Below are 17,835 nucleotides of genomic sequence, written 5' to 3' on the forward strand. Positions count from 1 at the left end.
TCTCCATTTATTGCGGTAAATCTTATGAAAAACACATTTCAGATTCAAACGGTGATTGAAACGGACATCTTGGTCGTCGGTTCAGGCATAGCCGGACTCAGTGCGGTGAAACAAGCCTCCGGGCAAAATTTACGTTCGGTCTTAATCACCAAAAACAAGATTGCCGGCGGGGCGAGTTTTTTTCCGTTAAAAGCCACCCTCGGTATTCAAGTCACCGGCGATGAAGATGACAAAGTGCAGTTTCGGGAGGACATCACCCGTGTCGGCAAAGGGATGAACAATCCTGATGTCGTCGAAAATTATCTGAATGAATCCAAACAAGGCATTGGATTATTGCAAGAGATCGGCTTTCAGCCGTGGTTGCGGCAAGATAACCGCCCTGCCTGTTTTGCCAAATACCCACGCCCGATCTATTTAATTTCCGAGTGGACAAGCGCGACAAAAAAGGCGCGTGAAATTTTAGATCATAATGAGCTGAACCGCTATTACGAACAAGCCACGTTAGTCAAAATTATCGCCCCGAACAATCGAGTCGCCGGTGCGGTATTCCAACTGGAAACGGCTGATGGCGTAGAACTCGTTTTTTGCCGTTGCCATGCCGTGATTTTGGCAACCGGCGGTATCGCCTCATTGTATAAAAACAATCTTTACCCCAATGATATTGTCGGCTCGGCACACGCAATTGCGTTAGATGCCGGCGCAAGCGCAATCAATATGGAATTTATTCAATTCATTCCGGCATTTCTAGCCCCTAAGCGCAAAGTGCTGTTTGGCGAACACACCCTAAAATATTGTACGGCAGTGTATGACAGCAATGATCAACCGCTGTTTAACGATATGTCGGAGCAGGCGTTTCGGGCAATGATGGACGAACGCAGCGATTATGCGCCGTTTAGCGTCGATTTTGCGGCAAAACGTTTTGATTTGACCGTTATGCAGGCAATTCAGCGCGGCAGCAACGGGGCTCGTTTAGCCTTTTCATCGGCATTATATCAAGATCAAAGCGAATTTTATCGCGTCTATTTGGATTGGCTGAAACAAAAAATCGGTGTCGATCTGCTGCAAGATCGTGCGGTCATCGAACCCTTTGCGCACAGCTGCAACGGCGGAATCGAAATTGACGGCAACAGTGAAAGTGCGGTCAACGGACTGTTTGCCATTGGCGAAATCTCCGCCTGTATTGAGGGCGCAAACCGCTTGGGCGGCAACTCGGTCGGCGGCAGCTTGGTTTTCGCAACCCGTGCCGTGCAGCGTGCCAAACACTATTGCCAAACCGCACTTTCAACCCTCGCTCCTGCCGATGTCACGCAGATACTGATACAAACCATCCCGGAACAACCAAGCACCGCACCGCTCAGCGCCAGCGCCAGCGAAATTTTAACCCAAGTGCGGGAGACATTATCGTTAAATGCCAATGTTTACCGCAATCAACAAGGGCTGCAACACGCGTTGGGGTTAATCGAATATCATCTCCGCCACTATAGCGCCAGCCGATACGGTATCGAATTATATTGGTCATTGCGTTGTGCCGAAATGCTATTGCAGGCAATGCTTGCCCGTCGAGAAAGCCGTGGTGCGCATTTCCGCTCGGATTACCCGAATGAGAGCCCCAATGTGGAAAAATTACGGCTTAACTTACGGCATGGAAAAATAAAAATCACACGCTTGAAGTCCGCTTTTTAAACGACAAGCCGGCTTGACGGTTGACTAAGCACCTTAAAAACGCTACTTTTATTCATCACAATCCTTTTTAATATCATTTAATTATAAGGCTATCATTCAGATATGGCGCAGATTGATCCGACATTAGCGGGCAAGACACCGACAAAAATCGAAAAAATCCTGTGGAGTTTACTACCGCTTTTCGGGTTAATTGCCGTTATTTTTTTATGGTTCGATAATCAGCCGTTCTACCAATACCAATATTCTTGGTTCAGCCTGATTGATCTGAATATTTTGCTGTATGTCGACGGGCTTTCCCTGCTGATGTTATCCTTGATCACCGGTATCGGCTGTGCGGTTTATCTGTATGCCGCGGGCTATTTCGCCGATCATCCGCAGTTGCGCCGTCTATATGTTTTATTAAGCATTTTTATGCTTGCCATGATCGGCTGCGTGATTGCCGATCATCTACTGCTGTTTTTCCTGTTTTGGGAATTGACCAGTATCACTTCATTTTTGTTAGTGCTGTTTAACTATCAAGCGGAAGAAAACCGCAACGCCGCCAAACAAGCTTTGCTGATCACCGGCAGCGGCGGTTTATGCCTGTTAGCCGGTTTTTTATGGCTCTGGCATTTAACCGGCACGGCGCAAATTTCCGAGTTGATCCGAATTCTGCCCGATTACATTGCCGAACCGCACTTTAAGTGGATTTTAATCCTGATTCTACTAGGCGCATTTACTAAAAGCGCACAATTTCCGTTCCAATTTTGGCTGCCGAACGCCATGGCGGCACCGACGCCGGTTTCCGCTTATCTGCACTCGGCAACCATGGTCAAGCTGGGGATTTTCCTGTTGGCGCGTTTGGATTATGCCCTGACGGATTGGGCGCTGTGGCAGCAAATTCTACAAACCGTCGGTTCGATTACCGCCGCTTGGGGCATGATGTTGGCATTAAGAGAACGGGATTTGAAGAAAATTCTGGCGTGGTCCACCGTTGCCTCGCTTGGTACAATGGTGGTGTTGATCGGCTTGGACAGCAGCTCGGCCTCAATTGCGGTGATAACTTTTGTGTTGGCGCACGCCTTATACAAAGCGCCGCTGTTTTTTGTCGCCGGCAATATCGACCACGCCACCGGCACGCGGATTATCGATCATCTCGGCGGTTTAAAACGCTATATGCCGTGGACGGCAACGGTTGCGATTTTAGCCGCACTTTCCATGGCGGGTATGCCGACCTCGTTCGGATTTATCGCCAAGGAAGCCCTGGCAATCGCCAAAGAAGCCGATGATACCCTGCCGTTTAGCGCTTATGGTAACCTTATTTTTAGTATCATTGCGGTTGCCGTTGCGGCAGTAGCGGCAATTCGTGTTTTTTGGCTACATCCCGGCAATAACATTACCCCGTCCGTACATGAGGTAAAAATCAAAATGCTGCTCGCTCCCGCTTTAGTTGCGGTTACCGGGTTATTTATCGGCTTGACTCCGCAATTGGCGATTCCGTTTATCAAAATTGCGGCACAAACCATCACTTCACAGCCGATCGGCGATGTCGATCTCTATTTTAATTTGGAAGCGTTACAAACCACCGGGCTAACGATTCTGGCAACGGTTGTATTCGGTTTATTGGTTTTCCACTTTTGGGATACCTTGCATTTTGCCTTTGACCGTTTCCTGAATTTGTTTCCGCACTGGGGCGGCGCGGCAACCTACCATCGGATCGTTGATCAAATCCCGGCATTGACCTCGAAGGTAACCGGGCGGTTCCAACATGGATTACTTTCCGGTTATATCCAATGGTTGCTCGGTTTTACCTTACTCAGCCTCAGTTTGAGCCTGCTGTGGAGTCTTCGGCAAGGCGTGAGGATCGATCTCAATTTCTCCGCCTTATTCGAACCGCTGCCAAGTGCGGGATTAATCACCGCCGCTATCATGATTAGTCTCGGCGCGATTTTTGTCATGCTTTCGGGCAAGCCGTTTATGTTGTTACTCAACTCCGGTTTGGTCGGTTTCGGTTCCGCCTTGCTGTTTGTGTTTGTGTCGGCACCGGATGTGGCATTCACCCAGTTTGTGGTGGAAACCATTTTGGTGATTATTTTAGCGTCGATTCTCATCATCTTAATTCGCAACAATTCGGCGGATTTTAACCGCCCGCAAGATCGTCGCAAACATCCGAAACGCCTGTTGTTCACGCTGTTGCTCGCCATGTTGGTCGCCACCATTATTGTGATCACGCTGTTAGTCGTATTAGATTTGGATTTCAACAGCGCCGTGTCTGACTTTTATATTGAAAACAGTGTGCCTCAGGCATACGGGCGCAATATCATTAATGTGATTTTGGTCGATTTCCGTGCGCTAGATACGTTCGGTGAAGTCGCGGTCATGTTGTTCTCGCTGTTGGCGGCGCGACCGTTATTGCGGGAATTAAAACGCCAAACCGGCTTATTAAAACGCAGTAAAGCAGCCGAAAAAGAGGTCAAAGATGAAAAGTGATGTGCTACTACTGCGCAAAACGGCGCGTCCGCTTTACTGGATCGTACTGCTGACCTCATGGGTGATTCTGCTGCGCGGGCATAATGAACCGGGCGGTGGTTTTATCGCCGGATTACTGGCAGCGTCGGCGTCGGTATTATGGGCAATCGCCTTTTCCACCAAACAAGCGATGCAAAAATTACCACTCTCCTCGCCGTTGAATCTAGCGGCAAGCGGCTTATTAATTGCCGCCGCCGCAGGTCTGCCTGCACTGTTTAGCGCCAATGCCTTTTTATACCATTTTTGGGCAAGCATACCGCTCTTCTGGTTTGATTATAAAATTTCTACCGTACTGCTGTTTGATTTAGGCGTTTACCTCTGCATTTGGGGCGTGGTGAGCGGTTACGCCATTATGTTGTTAGAAACCACGGAATAAGGCGAATCGAATCTTATGACATTAGTTATTTTAGTTACCTTATGGATTACCTTGGTCGCAGCGATTTATTTGCTGCTATCGCGTCATGCCTTGCGTATCGTAATCGGCTTGATGTTGCTCGGCAATGCGGTCAATTTTATTATTTTACTGTCGGGGCGGGTGTCTTCTACCGTGCCTGCCGTTGTTCCGCCCGGCGAACAATTGATTGCAAATTCGGCGAATCCGCTGCCGCAGGCGCTCATTCTGACAGCTATCGTCATTGGTTTTGCCCTGACCTGTTTTTCCGTGGTACTGATGATTAAACTGATTCGCCGCTTGAACACCGATGATGTCAATGCCTGGCGTGAGGCGGAACCGTTGAATAACGACGCTGAAAAACCGGCGATTTACAATGATCAGGATGAGCTGAAAGGCTATCGTAAGGATTTATGTTAATGTGGATGAATGTTTGGGTGATTTCCCCGGTTTTAATACCGCTGTTTGCCGCCGCCGTCGCTGTGTTATTGCGCTATCGCCAGGATTACCAATATTGGTTCAGCTTGGCGATCAGCCTATTCATGTTAGTCAACCACATCATGCTCTACGCCCCGCTCCAGCAACACAATCTCAGTTCCCATTTTGGTAACTGGGCGCTACCGTTCGGAATCGGTTTTCAAATTGATCCGCTGAGTTATATCATGCTGAGTATTTCAGTGGTCATGACATTAATCTGCCTGTTATATATGTTATCCGGCTTGAGCACCCGCCCGCTCAACTCGTTGACCTTGCCGCTGCTCTTCGGTCTGATTAGCGGCGTAAACGGCAGCTTTATCACGCAAGACTTCTTTAACCTGTATGTTTGGTTTGAGGTGATTTTAATCTGTGCCATCGGTTTATTGGCGATTGGCAGAAAAATCTCACAATTGGACGCCGCCTTTAAATACATGGTGCTCAACCTGTTCGGTACGCTGTTACTACTGACCTCCATCGCCCTGCTCTACGGCGCTACCGGTCATCTGAATTTCAGTGCGGTGCAGCTGGCGCTGCAAGATTTGGCGGAACATAGCAAGCTCTTGATTATCACACTGTTTATCGCTGCCATATTGATTAAAGTGGCGGCATTTCCGGTGTTCACTTGGATGCCGGCGTCTTACCACACACTGCCGATTCCGCTGATGGCACTGTTTTCCGCGTTGTTGACCAAAGTCGCGGTCTATACCTTGCTGCGCACGCTAGCACAAGTGTTCCTGCCAAGTATCGACATCTTGCAAACCGCACTTGCTTGGATCGCCGTCTGCACCATGGTCGTGGGTGTGCTTGGCGCGGCTTACCATTGGGATATGCGCCGTATTTTGGTTTTTCACAGCGTATCCCAAATCGGCTATATTTTGTTAGCCGTTGCCCTCGGCACGGTTGACGGCAACAGCGCCGCCATTTATTACACCGTGCACCACAGCTTAGTCAAAGGCTGCCTGATTTTGCTTGCCGGAATTATTTATCTCTATGCCGGCAGCTATGATTTGCGCAAAATCGGCGGCTTATACAATATCAAACCGTGGCTTGCCGTTTTATTTGCAATTCCGGCATTATCATTGGTCGGAATTCCTCCGTTTTCCGGTTTCTGGGCAAAAGTCGTGCTGTTAAAAGAAACCATTAACCAAGACCAGTGGCTCTGGACGGCAATCGCCCTGCTGGTCAGTGTATTGACATTGTATTCGATGATGAAAATCTGGTTCGAAGCATTTTGCAAACCACACCCGCACGTTTGTGACTGCGACAGGGTTTGGCAACCGTTCATCCGACAAAATATCAAACCTGCCGTCACCGCCGTCAGCTTACTCGGTCTATTGATTTTATTTATCAGTTTCGCGCCGAATCCGCTTTACGCCTTAAGCCGACAAGCGGCACTGGCATTGGGAGCTCAATAATGTTCATGAAAAAAAGTTACGTCGCCGTCTTGCTCGGTTTACAATTTCTGTACTTAATGGTGAAATCCGGTTTTACCACCCTTTGCCTGATTCTTAAATTACAGTTGGGTATCAAGCAATCGCTACGCGACAGCTATATTGCGATCCAGATTCCACAAATCGGCGAAACCGGCTTGGTTGTCTTATCTTGCTTGGTTTGCCTGACACCGGGCACAACGGTATTGGATATTAATAACGAAGATAACCGAATGCTGCTGCATATTTTGGATGCAGAACAGACTGACTTGGCAATTCAAGAGATCCAAACAAAATTCGTGCCGTATATTTCAACCCTGTTTGCCAAATCCGCAACAACCTAAGGAGAGTTGCCAAATGCTAGAACCAAGCCTGATCTTTGTTGTGCTATGCGCCCTTATTGCCATTCTGTTCGTGATTTCGCAAATTCAACGCGGCACGGATGATGGCGATCGGATTGTCGCTCTGGATATTCTATTGGCTGCGGCGCTTATTTTATGTGTGGTTGCCGCTCTGTTGATTCAACGTACGGTCTTGTTGGACGTCGCCATCGGTTTGTCGCTCGTCGGTTTTATCGGCACCGTCGGTTGGTCTGCGGTAATTCGGCGGAAAAATGACAATCAGGCGTTGCAGCGACAAAAGGATGAACACCATGATTCTTAATATGTTAGGCATAATGTTCTTATTGCTCGGCGGCTTCAGTTTGGCGATCTCCGCGCTGGGAATCCATATCCTACCGAACACCCTCAGCAAACAACACGCCGCAACCAAAGCAGGCACGCTTTCAATCTTTCTGGTTTCAGTCGGGGCTATGTTTATTGTCTGGGATTGGGCGTGGACGATTCGCTTACTGATCATGAACCTATTCCTGATCTTCACCTTGCCAATCGCTTCGCATATGCTCGCTCGGGCGGCAGTAAAAGACGCAACGCTACTCAATGACAAAAACCACCGTGCCATTCATCGCGATAAAACGGAATAAAAGTGCGGTTCGGGCTCGCGGTTATGTGATGAGCCGCACGGCTTTGCTCCTACGCCCTAAGCTCTACATGGCTTTAAAATAAAAAACCCTGCATCGGGGTAAATGCAGGGAATATTACGGCTATTTTATTGAGTCATTATTTTTGTTCGTTGTAAGCTTCCAATGCACGTAAAGAATAAGTGTAAGCCGCACCGGCATTTAACGCGATTGCGGTTGCCAATGCCGCCGCCACTTCTTCTTCCGTCGCGCCGGCTTTAATCGCGTCGGCGGCATGTACGCCGATACAGCTTTCGCAACGGGTGGTTACTGCCACTGCCAATGCAATCAATTCACGTGTTTTTGCGTCTAGCACATTGCCTTCCGCCGCTGCGGCATTCAATGCGCCATAGGCTTGAAGCATTTTCGGGTATTTTTTCCCTAATTCGCCGAATGATTTTTTCACATGAGTAACGTCATTTTTCCAATCTGCAAACATAATATTTTCCTAAGTTTAAAAGTAAGTAAATAGGCTGGTTGATGGGTGCTATTATTGATATTATTTAACAAATTATATTGTTTTATAGTATCAATCTTTATCTCTTTCATCTTAAAGGATAATTTTTCATTTCATTCAAGGAGAGCCACTATGGACTATTTAGATCGACTGATTCAACTCGCCCAAGTCGAAGGCGAAATCAACGTTCTCTGCCGTTTCCAAGGCGACTGGCAGATTAAACACAAACAAGAACCCAACACCTTGGGAATCTTTCACATTATCTCAAAAGGCGAATGCCGCCTAGTGTTGGATAACCAACGTAGCTACCAGTTGAAGCCGGGTGATGTCTTCTTCCTCCCCCATGGTCTCGAACACCGCGTTCAAAGCAGTAAAAGTGCGGTCAGCGAAGACACCCCGGTCACCGCCTTGCAACAATTGCAGCACGGGCCATTCACCCTGCGCACCAACAATCAAGCCTCGCATGATTTTGAAATGTTCTGCGGTTATTTCCGCTATTCCGGGCATTCTACGCTGCCTGCCATTCTGCCTGAATACTGGTATTTGTCCGGCAATAACAGTTCGGTCACCTCGCTGTTATCCTTGTTACAACGGGAAGCAATTTTGGAAATCGGCACCGCCTCGGTCGTGAATGCATTATGCAATGTCTTGTTCACCTATCTGGCGCGCGATTATATCCAACAAAGCAATGAAGTGAACAATGGCGTGCTCGGCGCACTGCAAGACAAGCGTTTATACCACGCCGTCAACTCAATGTTGCAACAGCCGGAGCATAACTGGAATATGGAAAGCTTGGCGGATCTGAGCGCCATGTCCCGTGCCAATTTCATCCGCCTGTTTAAAAGTAAAACCGGTACGTTGCCCGGCAAATTCCTCACTAGCTTGCGGATGCAAAAAGCCGAGTTATTACTGCGTAACACCAATAAATCGATTCTCGCCGTTGCGCTCGAGGTCGGTTACCAGTCCGAAGCCCATTTCAGCAAAGCCTTCAAACTGAAATACGGCACATCGCCAAGCAAATATCGAGTTCAAAAAATTGAGGAATAACGGTTGGTCATATGGCGGATAAGGGAAGTGCGGTTTCTCGTTAAACCGCACTTTTGCATGGTTTTCCTTAGCTCAAATCCACATCCTTGGCGAAAAAGTAGGTCGTTAAAAAACCGACGCTATAAGCGGTTATCGTGCCAATGAGATAAATTGCAATCGCGCCAAATACGCCGTTTGGTGAAATTAAGAGCGGAATTGCCAGTAAACCGGACGGACCGAACACACTGTTTAAGCCCATCGGGAAACCGAAATAAGCAAATAGGCCAATCACGAAACCGCCTGCCGCACCGCCGATACACGCGGTAATAAACGGTTTTACCCGTGGCAAGGTTACGCCATAAATTAACGGCTCGCCGATCCCCAAGAATCCCGGTAAAATCGCCCCCTTGATTTGTGCACGCAGAACCGCATTTTTGTTCGCCAGCGTATAAAGCGCAATCGCCGCGCCGACTTGCCCTGCGCCTGCCATTGCCAGAATCGGAAACAGCGCATTAAACCCTTGCGTTTCCATTAAGGCGAAATAAACGGGTACAAAGCCTTGGTGAATACCGAACATCACCGAGAGTAAAAATAGTCCGGCTAATACCGCACTTCCGAACGGATTGCCGTTCAAATGGCTAAATAGCCACGACATGCCGTTAAACAACAGCACGCCGACCGGCATAATCAGTAAGAAAGTAAACGCGCCCATAATCAACAGCGTGACGGTTGAAGTCAGCAGCATATCCAAATTGTCCGGCACGAATTTGCGCACCCACTGCTCCACTTTCGCCCCGACAATGGCGGCAATCAGCACCCCGATAATATTACCGCGCGGATCAATTTCTAGCCCAAAGAAGGAACTCATGCCCGAATAAATGCCTTTAGTCGCCTCCGGGTTATACCCCAAGATAAAAAACGAGGCAATGATGGCACCGTTCACGCCCGTGCCACCAAACGCTTTGGCCGCATTGTAACCAATCATAATACTGAGAAAACTGAACAAGCCTTTGCTGAACACTTTGAGATAGCCGATTAATGCAACCAAAGTAGCATTCGGATTTTCAACGCCGGCAACAAAAGACTGATCCAATAATGTCCCGATCCCTAACAGTAGCCCCGCGCCGATAAAACCCGGAATCAACGGCGTAAAAATGGTGGCGAATTTGGTTAAAAATTGATGTACCTTACTGCTTTGCTGCTGCTTGATTTGTTGTTTATTGGCTTTGGCGATCACTTGTAAATCGTTAGCCACACCGCTTTCTTGCAACAACGTACGGCACAATTCCGCCGCTTTGCCGGCTTTGCCCGGCCCCAGAATCAATTGCACCTGATCTTGACTCTTGACCACGCCCAACACCCCGGCAAGCTGCTTTAATCGTTCATCTTCAATCCGATCCGTTTGGTTAATTCTCAGCCGTAGCCGGGTCATGCAATTCCCGACGGAAGCGATATTTTCTGCGCCCCCGAGTAACGCGATCACCTGTGTGATAAATTGCTTATTGATCTCTGCCATACTAACCTCCTTGCTGATGTTGAAAAGACGCCGCTAATGCCTGACGGATAAACCCGCCGTGCTGCGCCAATAACTGTTTTGCTTCGGAATAAGATAACCGGGCCAAAATCATTAAAATTGCGGTTTTGCAATGGTTGCCACTGGCGGCAAGCGCCTGTTCCGCTTCATAGCGTTCACAACCGGTTGCCTGCATGACAATATTTTTCTGCCGCGCCAGCAGTTTTTCATTGGTTGCCTGTACATCGACCATCAAGTTGCCATAGACCTTACCGCTTCGAATCATCGAAGCGGTGGTGAGCATATTCAGCACCAACTTTTGTGCCGTACCGGCTTTCATCCTCGATGATCCGGTCACCACTTCCGCGCCGACCGCAATACAAATCGGGATTTGCGCCTGTTGCAACAACGGCGCATGTTGATTGCAAGCAATCCCGATCGTGACGCAACCGAGCTGCTTGGCATAGTCAATTCCACCCAATACGTAAGGCGTACGCCCGCTGGCGGCAATGCCGACCACCACATCACGTCGAGTTAAATTCAAGCGTGCCAAATCGGTTTTTGCCGCAACCGGATCATCTTCCGCCTTTTCCACCGCACTAAACACCGCACGTTGCCCGCCGGCGATCACGCCGATCACTTGGTTCGGATCAGTGCCGTAAGTCGGCGGACATTCGCTGGCGTCCAAAATCCCCAACCGCCCCGATGTGCCTGCGCCGAGATACAACAAGCGTCCCCCCTGCCGAAACGCCGCCACAATTTGATCCACCGCCTGCGCAATCTGCGCAATTTGTGTCGCCACCACCTGCGCCACTTTCTGATCTTCCTGATTAATCACTTGCAAAATCTCACGCGTCGTAAGATTATCAATCTCAGTTGAATTGGGATTACGGCTTTCGGTGGTGAGTTGGTTAAGCGAATTATGCATAAAATATCCTTAATTAAACATTGATTAAAGACTAGTTTAATTCAGATTGAAAGATAACTGTAAAAAACCGCACTTTGGGTTGCCAATCTAAAGTGCAATTGAAGCACGCTCAACTATTCTAGTATTTAATCTACTTAATGGCTAAATTTATTTTTTACTATTTGTCTGAATAATTTACTTACATCTTCTGCGATATTTTCTAAACTAAATTTACTAGCTCTTTCTAGTCCTTGTTTTGAATAATAAGCATATTTATTAGGATTATTTACTAATGATAAAACAGAATCAATAAACTTTTGTTTATTATGCAATTCAACCAACACCCCATATTCACTATTTCCTAATATATCTTTCGGACCGGTAGGGCAATCCATCGCAACAACGGGAACACCTAACGCAAGGCTTTCTAATAACACCATTCCTAATCCCTCATATTCTGAAGCATGCAAAAATAAAGTAGCATTCTTCATATAAGGATAAGGATTATCTCTATTACCAATTAAATACACATCATCGGCTAAATTCAATGCGGCTATTTTTTGTTCTAATACTTTTCTATTATCCCCATCTCCCACAAAAATTAACTTTTGTTCTAGTCCCTGATTTTTTAGTTCTGCATAAATTTCAATAAGCTCTTCATGCCCTTTCCCTTCAACCAATCGGGAAACCTGTATAAAATAAGGATAATCAATATTAACTTTTTCATTTGCTTTATGTTTAATACTGTCTAAATCAATCGGATTATAAATAACATCAATATTATCCTGATTAATATTTAGCTTACGTAATAAATCCAATTTCATTTCTGGCGATATAGCAATAATTTTATCAAATTGAGAGTATACATGGCGAAAGTAATGTATTTTTTTGTTCGTTTGATTAGCAATAACATTAAGATGTCCATGCTCCCAGCGAATTAGAGGCACATGAGCTTGTTTAATGTTCAAATGCCCTTTTTTTATAAAAGAGTTTAAATTATCATTAAAATCAATAATTAAATTATAATCAGATGCTAGTTTTCTTTTTATCACCTTATCAAATGATATTTTTTCTTTTATTTTTAGATATTTATTTAAAAAATAATAGAAACATGATGATTTTCTTTTAGCTGTATCATTAATTCTTTTTACATGATAGTGTTGAAAAATAAAACTAACCTGAACATTATCCGGCATATTATCAAAAAAGACATTATTAGATGCCAAATCATAAGTAACCAGTAATTCAATATCATAATTTAGCTGATGAAATACTTTCAAATAACTAAACAAAACACGTTCAACACCGCCTACAATAAGCTTTTTATGTAAAATTAGTATTTTCATGCCATAACCATTCCTGTTTTATTCTCTTATTAAAAAATATTATGACTATACATAACGATCCTCTATTTTATTTATTTCCGAATCTGATCCAAGACCTTGAAAAACACACGGAGGCTCAACGCCATAAGCAGCTAATCCCGTCTTTTGAATTAGCCCTGTTAAATAATCCGCTGGCATTCTTATCGGATAAGCATAATCTAAAAGTTTCTGCGCACCTGATAAAGTGAGCATATATGCTGCCGCACAAATAATACAACGTTTAGAATTTTTAGACGGAGAGCGATAACGAGCCAATTTATAACCTTGAAATAGTTTTTTAGGGAAAGGATATTTTTTCACTTTTCCATGATCTAAAAATACAATATCATTCTTAGATGAGATTTTCTGTAAAATATCATAAATAATAAATTCAAAATTTTGCGAAACAATCACATCATCTTCTAAGATAATTGCTTGCTGAATATGATGTTCAATCATATACTCATAAGTCTTAATATGACTGGCAGCACAACCTATTTCCCCTAACGTGAGTGGCTTTGCATTATATTGTTTATAAAATTCATAATCGACTTTACTTAATTCTTCCGCTGATAGATTTTTTCCATATATCGCATCAATAAATTGAAATTCAAACCCTAAACCAGAAAGCCTATGAGAAATTATTTCTCTACGTTTTGAATTCAACAAACTAATAATTAAAATTGGTGGAATGGTTAATTTATCCATAGTATAACTCCAATATTTATTCTAGTAAAAAATAGCTGTCTAAATTTTATTTTGATTCTAACAAATTAGTCAATTTAAAGCGAATAATTCTAATACCACTCATCTTTATTTCACAAAAAACCGCACTTTGATCGCTCAAAGTGCGGTATATAACAGCTAAAAACTAACTTAATAACCCAGAGCCGCCATCCCCACTGTCATATGCAAACCGTAGAAAATCACGCGTGCCAGCAGTTCCGCGGCGACGACTAGGATAAAGCCGATAAACGGCAGTGCGGTATTGGCTTTTTTCACGCCGATGGTCAGTAGCAACAAGCCGATTGCGATCAGTACAAAGCGGGTGATCATCACCGGTACGAAAGACGGTACCAGGTCTAACGCGTGGTGAACCGCGCTGCTGACGCCGCTGAGGTAGCCGTGTTGTTGATAAGTCATCACCAAGGCGACGATAAATGCCAGCCACGCCACGCCGAGCAACAAGCCGTTCAACTGTTTGCCGATCTTCACGCTGTTCAGCAAGGCAAGCGCCAGCACCGAACCGCTCAAAAGTGCGGTCAGCACAAAGGAAGCCGGGGTGTAAACCGAGTTCCAGGTCGGCACGGTGTCAATCATATACAGTTTCGACATGGCATAGATAAAGCCTGCGCCGACAAGGCTGACGACCAGCACGCCTAAGGTTTTCCAACCTGACGGCAACTTGGCGGAAATGTTCGCCAACAAACGCACCACAAACCCAATCAACGGCAGTTTTTGCCACGCTTCCGGCAATAAGCGTGATGTTGCCAACGCCCAATAACCTGCGCCAAGGGCGAAGAACGCTGAACCGGCGGCGATTTCATTACTCAAGCCCGAGGCGCCAATACGGTTTAAGGCATTGAACGCGCGCTGCGGCGAGCCTAAGTGCAAGGTGGAAAAGACAAAACCGATTGCCATAAACACCCACAACACGGTCATCACATAATGAGTACGGCTTTCAACCGGCTTACTTTTGTCCGTCAGCAACAGCAGGCTGAACGCCCAAAATGCGCCGACAGCGGTTTGTGCCAACACGGTGAAGAACACCAAAGGCCATTCGTGTAATCCCATTCCCATTTTACACCTCCTTCGGGTTGGCTAAGAAACCGCTGCGATCATCAGTCGGTTTCGCATTGTGATTTAAACGCAAGGCGATATTCGGTTGCGTATAGTGCGACGGTGGCAACGGCGCGACATCTTTCAGATCACCGTATTTGGCTTTCAGTTCGTCCATCGGCAACAGATCTAACGCACGCAACGGACAAGATTCGACGCACATCGGTTTTTTGCCCACTTCCACCCGCTCAAAGCAGCCGTCGCATTTGGTCATGCGCCCTTTTTCTTCGTTGTATTGCGGCGCGCCGTACGGACACGCCATGCTGCAATATTTACAGCCGATACACACGTCTTGATCGACCACCACAAAGCCGTCTTCACGCTTGTGCATTGCGCCGCTCGGGCACACTTTGGCACACGCCGGATCGGTACAGTGGTTACATGAAATCGAGAGGTAGTAAGAGAACACATCTTGCGTCCACGCCTCGCCTTCTTGTTTCCAGCCGCCGCCGCAATATTCATAAATGCGGCGGAAACTGACGTCCGGGGTCAAATCTTTGTAGTCTTTACACGCCAATTCACAGGTTTTACAGCCGGTGCAGCGTTGTGAGTCGATATAAAATCCATATTGTTTCGCAGTCATCATTCACCTCCCACGCGCGCGACTTCAACCAAATTGGTATGTTGCGGATTGCCTTTCGATAGCGGCGACGGACGTTGTGTGGTCAGTACGTTAAAGCTGCCGTTTTGATCCACCCGTTGTCCGTCCGGCGTGTACCACGCCCCCTCGCCCATTGCGATTACGCCCGGTAAAATCCGCGGCGTAACATTCGCCATAATTCGGGTTTCACCGCGGTCATTGAAAATCCGCACCATATCGTTATGTTTGATACCGCGTTTTTCCGCGTCAATCGGGTTGATCCACAAGGATTGCAACGAAGCTTGATCCAGCACATCCACGTTGGCATAGGTGGAGTGCACCCGTGATTTAAAGTGGAAGCCGACCAACTGCAACGGATATTTTTCCGCCAGCGGATCATCGAACCCCTCCACCGCACGCGCATAAATCGGCAACGGGCTGATAATATCGCCTTCCGGCAATTCCCAGGTTTCCGCAATTTTTGCCAACCGTTCGGAATACACTTCGATTTTGCCCGATGGCGTCGTCAGTGGATTGGCGACCGGATCTTGGCGGAATTTTTTGAATGCCACCATATGCCCGGACGGATCTTTCTGTTTGATAATGCCGCGCTGTCTGAATTCTTCGAAGCTGATGTCTTGGAAGAACGGGTTTTTCTCTTGGGTCAGTTTATACAGATGACGCAACCACTCTTCTTGGGTACGCCCTTCGGTGAATGCCTCTTTCGTCCCCATTTTTTCTGCGATACCTGACAAAATTTCATATACCGGCTTGCATTCGAATTGCGGTTCAATCGCTTGATCGGCAAAAATCACATAGCCCATGTTGCCCGCCGAACCGTCCATGCAAAAATCCGCTTGCTCGGAGGTGGTGCAATCCGGCAACAGAATATCCGCACATTTGGCGGTTGAGGTCATGTGGTTGTCGATCACCACCAACATTTCGCATTTGCTTTCGTCGCTCAAAATTTCTAAAGTGCGGTTGATGTCGGAGTGTTGGTTGATAATACAGTTTCCGGCGTAATTCAAAATAAACTTAATCGGTTTATTCAGTTTTTCCGCACCTTTCAAACCGTCTTTTAAGGCGGTCATTTCTTCGCCGCGCACCACGGCGTCGGTCCACATAAAGATTGGAATTTTGGCTTTAATCGGGTTTTCGCCGACCGGCAAACGCACAAACGGAATGGTGTAGAAACCTTCGCGTGATCCGCTGTTACCGCCGTTAATGCCAACGTTACCGGTTAAACACGCCAACATTGCAATCGCACGCGCGGCCTGTTCACCGTTGGCGTGGCGTTGCGGCCCCCAACCTTGGCAAATATAGGCGGGTTTGGTGGTGGCGATTTCGCGTGCCAAACGGATAATGGTGTCTTTCGGAATCGCGGTGATTTTCGATGCCCATTCCGGCGTTTTGGCGGTTTGATCGTCGCCCTCGCCCAAAATATAGGCTTTATAATGTGCGTTCGCTTTCGCCGAAGCCGGCAAGGTTTTTTCGTCGTAACCGACACAATAGGTATCAAGGAAGTCTTGATCGACCAAATTTTCGGTGATCATCACATACGCCATCCCTTCAACAAACGCGGCGTCGGTGCCCGGACGAATCGGCACCCATTCGCCTTCGCGCCCTGAGGCGGTGTCGTTGTAACGCGGATCAACCATAATCATGCGCGCTTTGGAACGTTCCATCGCTTGTTGCGCTAAATAGGTGACGCCGCCGCCGCTCATACGGGTTTCCGCCGGATTGTTACCGAAATAGACCACCAATTTGGAGTTTTCAATATCCGTCGGGCTGTTGCCGGCGTTGCTGCCGTACATAAACGGAATGGATTCAAAGATTTGCGAATAGCTGTAAGTGCCGTGGTGTCCCAAGCAGCCGCCGATACTGTTCATAAAACGGCTGGAAATGCTGCGTGGCGGCGGATAAGAGGCGGCAACGGTGGCGCCCAAGGTGCCGGTGGCAAACGGCATATACAGGCTTTCATTGCCGTGCTCGGCGATAATCCGTTTCAGGTTGTCGGCGATTTCAGTAAATGCCTCGTCCCAAGTAATGCGCTTAAATTTGCCTTCGCCACGTTTGCCAACGCGCTTCATCGGGTATTTCAAGCGGTCAGGATTATACACCCGACGGCGCATTGAACGCCCGCGCGCGCAGGCACGCACTTGATGGAACTCGCCATAGACATCATCGCCCAAGTTGTCGGTTTCCACATATTTAATCACTCCGTCCTGAACGTGCATACGCAACGGACAACGGCTGTGGCAGTTTACCGTACACGCGCTCCACACCAGTTTTTCTTCGTTGGCTTGCGCCGCAACCGCACTTTGTGCATTTTTAGGCGCAGTATTGGCGGAGACAGGCAACTGTACCGCACTTGCCGCCAACGCCACCCCGCCTAACGCCGCACTGCCTTTCAGCAAATCACGGCGGCTGGTTGAAAAACTCGGATCATGTTTGGACATTTTCTCCATAAGATCTCTCCCACTAGTTAAAAGTAAACATAAAATTTAAATAAAAGAAATAAATCGGGGGAAATCATAGCGAAATTTACCTACCTCATATTGATTAATATCAAATGAGAATAGTCACGCAACTAAATCGAAATAAGTTGAGATTTTTTAACCTAAATAGTTGAAGTATCGCTA

At 46.9% G+C, this 17,835-nt stretch carries 17 protein-coding genes; 9 read left to right on the plus strand and 8 right to left on the minus strand.

What is annotated here, in order from left to right:
• The first annotated feature begins 24 nt into the window (after nt 1-24).
• From ACQ31U_RS00555 to ACQ31U_RS00590, 8 genes are all read left to right on the plus strand, one after another.
• Entirely contained in the window at nt 25-1,683 is a 1,659-nt protein-coding gene (locus ACQ31U_RS00555) for an FAD-binding protein (RefSeq protein WP_431052906.1), read from the plus strand.
• A gap of 102 nt (nt 1,684-1,785) precedes the next feature.
• Nucleotides 1,786-4,152, plus strand: coding sequence for a hydrogen gas-evolving membrane-bound hydrogenase subunit E (mbhE, locus tag ACQ31U_RS00560; protein WP_431052908.1), 2,367 nt, complete (start codon nt 1,786-1,788; stop codon nt 4,150-4,152).
• Nucleotides 4,142-4,567, plus strand: coding sequence for an MnhB domain-containing protein (locus tag ACQ31U_RS00565; RefSeq protein ID WP_431052910.1), 426 nt, complete (start codon nt 4,142-4,144; stop codon nt 4,565-4,567). Before mbhE ends, ACQ31U_RS00565 begins: the two co-directional genes overlap by 11 nt.
• A gap of 15 nt (nt 4,568-4,582) precedes the next feature.
• Nucleotides 4,583-5,002 (plus strand): NADH-quinone oxidoreductase subunit K, encoded by a 420-nt coding sequence (locus tag ACQ31U_RS00570; protein WP_431052912.1) that lies wholly within the window; start codon nt 4,583-4,585, stop codon nt 5,000-5,002.
• Nucleotides 5,002-6,474 (plus strand): complex I subunit 5 family protein, encoded by a 1,473-nt coding sequence (locus ACQ31U_RS00575; RefSeq protein ID WP_431052914.1) that lies wholly within the window; start codon nt 5,002-5,004, stop codon nt 6,472-6,474. The genes ACQ31U_RS00570 and ACQ31U_RS00575 overlap by 1 nt, the downstream gene beginning before the upstream one ends.
• A gap of 5 nt (nt 6,475-6,479) precedes the next feature.
• On the plus strand, nt 6,480-6,833 hold the full coding sequence (locus tag ACQ31U_RS00580) for a Na+/H+ antiporter subunit E (RefSeq protein WP_431052916.1): 354 nt from the start codon (nt 6,480-6,482) through the stop codon (nt 6,831-6,833).
• Nucleotides 6,834-6,846: 13 nt separating this feature from the next.
• Nucleotides 6,847-7,152 (plus strand): monovalent cation/H+ antiporter complex subunit F, encoded by a 306-nt coding sequence (locus tag ACQ31U_RS00585; protein WP_431052918.1) that lies wholly within the window; start codon nt 6,847-6,849, stop codon nt 7,150-7,152.
• Nucleotides 7,142-7,471, plus strand: coding sequence for a cation:proton antiporter (locus ACQ31U_RS00590; protein ID WP_431052920.1), 330 nt, complete (start codon nt 7,142-7,144; stop codon nt 7,469-7,471). Before ACQ31U_RS00585 ends, ACQ31U_RS00590 begins: the two co-directional genes overlap by 11 nt.
• A gap of 136 nt (nt 7,472-7,607) precedes the next feature.
• On the opposite strand, the gene ACQ31U_RS00595 is transcribed toward ACQ31U_RS00590, so the two are convergent.
• On the minus strand, nt 7,608-7,946 hold the full coding sequence (locus ACQ31U_RS00595) for a carboxymuconolactone decarboxylase family protein (protein ID WP_431052922.1): 339 nt from the start codon (nt 7,944-7,946) through the stop codon (nt 7,608-7,610).
• A 150-nt stretch (nt 7,947-8,096) separates the two neighbouring features.
• On the opposite strand from ACQ31U_RS00595, the gene ACQ31U_RS00600 reads away from it, so the two are divergent.
• Complete coding sequence (locus ACQ31U_RS00600; protein WP_431052924.1) at nt 8,097-9,011, plus strand: helix-turn-helix domain-containing protein; 915 nt, start codon at nt 8,097-8,099, stop codon at nt 9,009-9,011.
• A 67-nt stretch (nt 9,012-9,078) separates the two neighbouring features.
• Here the strand turns inward: ACQ31U_RS00600 and murP are convergent, their stop codons facing one another.
• From murP to ACQ31U_RS00635, 7 genes are all read right to left on the minus strand, one after another.
• The gene (gene murP / locus ACQ31U_RS00605; RefSeq protein ID WP_431052926.1) at nt 9,079-10,506 is read right to left on the minus strand and encodes a PTS N-acetylmuramic acid transporter subunit IIBC; all 1,428 of its coding nucleotides are present in this window, start codon (nt 10,504-10,506) and stop codon (nt 9,079-9,081) included.
• A 1-nt stretch (nt 10,507) separates the two neighbouring features.
• On the minus strand, nt 10,508-11,431 hold the full coding sequence (gene murQ, locus ACQ31U_RS00610; protein ID WP_431052928.1) for an N-acetylmuramic acid 6-phosphate etherase: 924 nt from the start codon (nt 11,429-11,431) through the stop codon (nt 10,508-10,510).
• Between the two features lie 134 nt (nt 11,432-11,565).
• Nucleotides 11,566-12,756, minus strand: coding sequence for a glycosyltransferase (locus ACQ31U_RS00615; protein WP_431052930.1), 1,191 nt, complete (start codon nt 12,754-12,756; stop codon nt 11,566-11,568).
• 45 nt (nt 12,757-12,801) lie between these two features.
• Nucleotides 12,802-13,482 (minus strand): glycosyltransferase family 25 protein, encoded by a 681-nt coding sequence (locus tag ACQ31U_RS00620; RefSeq protein WP_431052932.1) that lies wholly within the window; start codon nt 13,480-13,482, stop codon nt 12,802-12,804.
• Nucleotides 13,483-13,650: 168 nt separating this feature from the next.
• Nucleotides 13,651-14,574: a DmsC/YnfH family molybdoenzyme membrane anchor subunit gene (locus ACQ31U_RS00625; protein ID WP_431052934.1), complete on the minus strand. Its 924-nt coding sequence runs from the start codon at nt 14,572-14,574 to the stop codon at nt 13,651-13,653.
• Nucleotide 14,575: 1 nt separating this feature from the next.
• Complete coding sequence (locus ACQ31U_RS00630; RefSeq protein WP_431054360.1) at nt 14,576-15,196, minus strand: DMSO/selenate family reductase complex B subunit; 621 nt, start codon at nt 15,194-15,196, stop codon at nt 14,576-14,578.
• Nucleotides 15,196-17,652, minus strand: coding sequence for a DmsA/YnfE/YnfF family dimethyl sulfoxide reductase (locus tag ACQ31U_RS00635; RefSeq protein WP_431054361.1), 2,457 nt, complete (start codon nt 17,650-17,652; stop codon nt 15,196-15,198). Before ACQ31U_RS00635 ends, ACQ31U_RS00630 begins: the two co-directional genes overlap by 1 nt.
• Nucleotides 17,653-17,835 lie beyond the last annotated feature (183 nt).

The organism is Testudinibacter sp. TW-1 (genome assembly GCF_050613185.1).
Taxonomy (GTDB): Bacteria; Pseudomonadota; Gammaproteobacteria; order Enterobacterales; family Pasteurellaceae; genus Chelonobacter.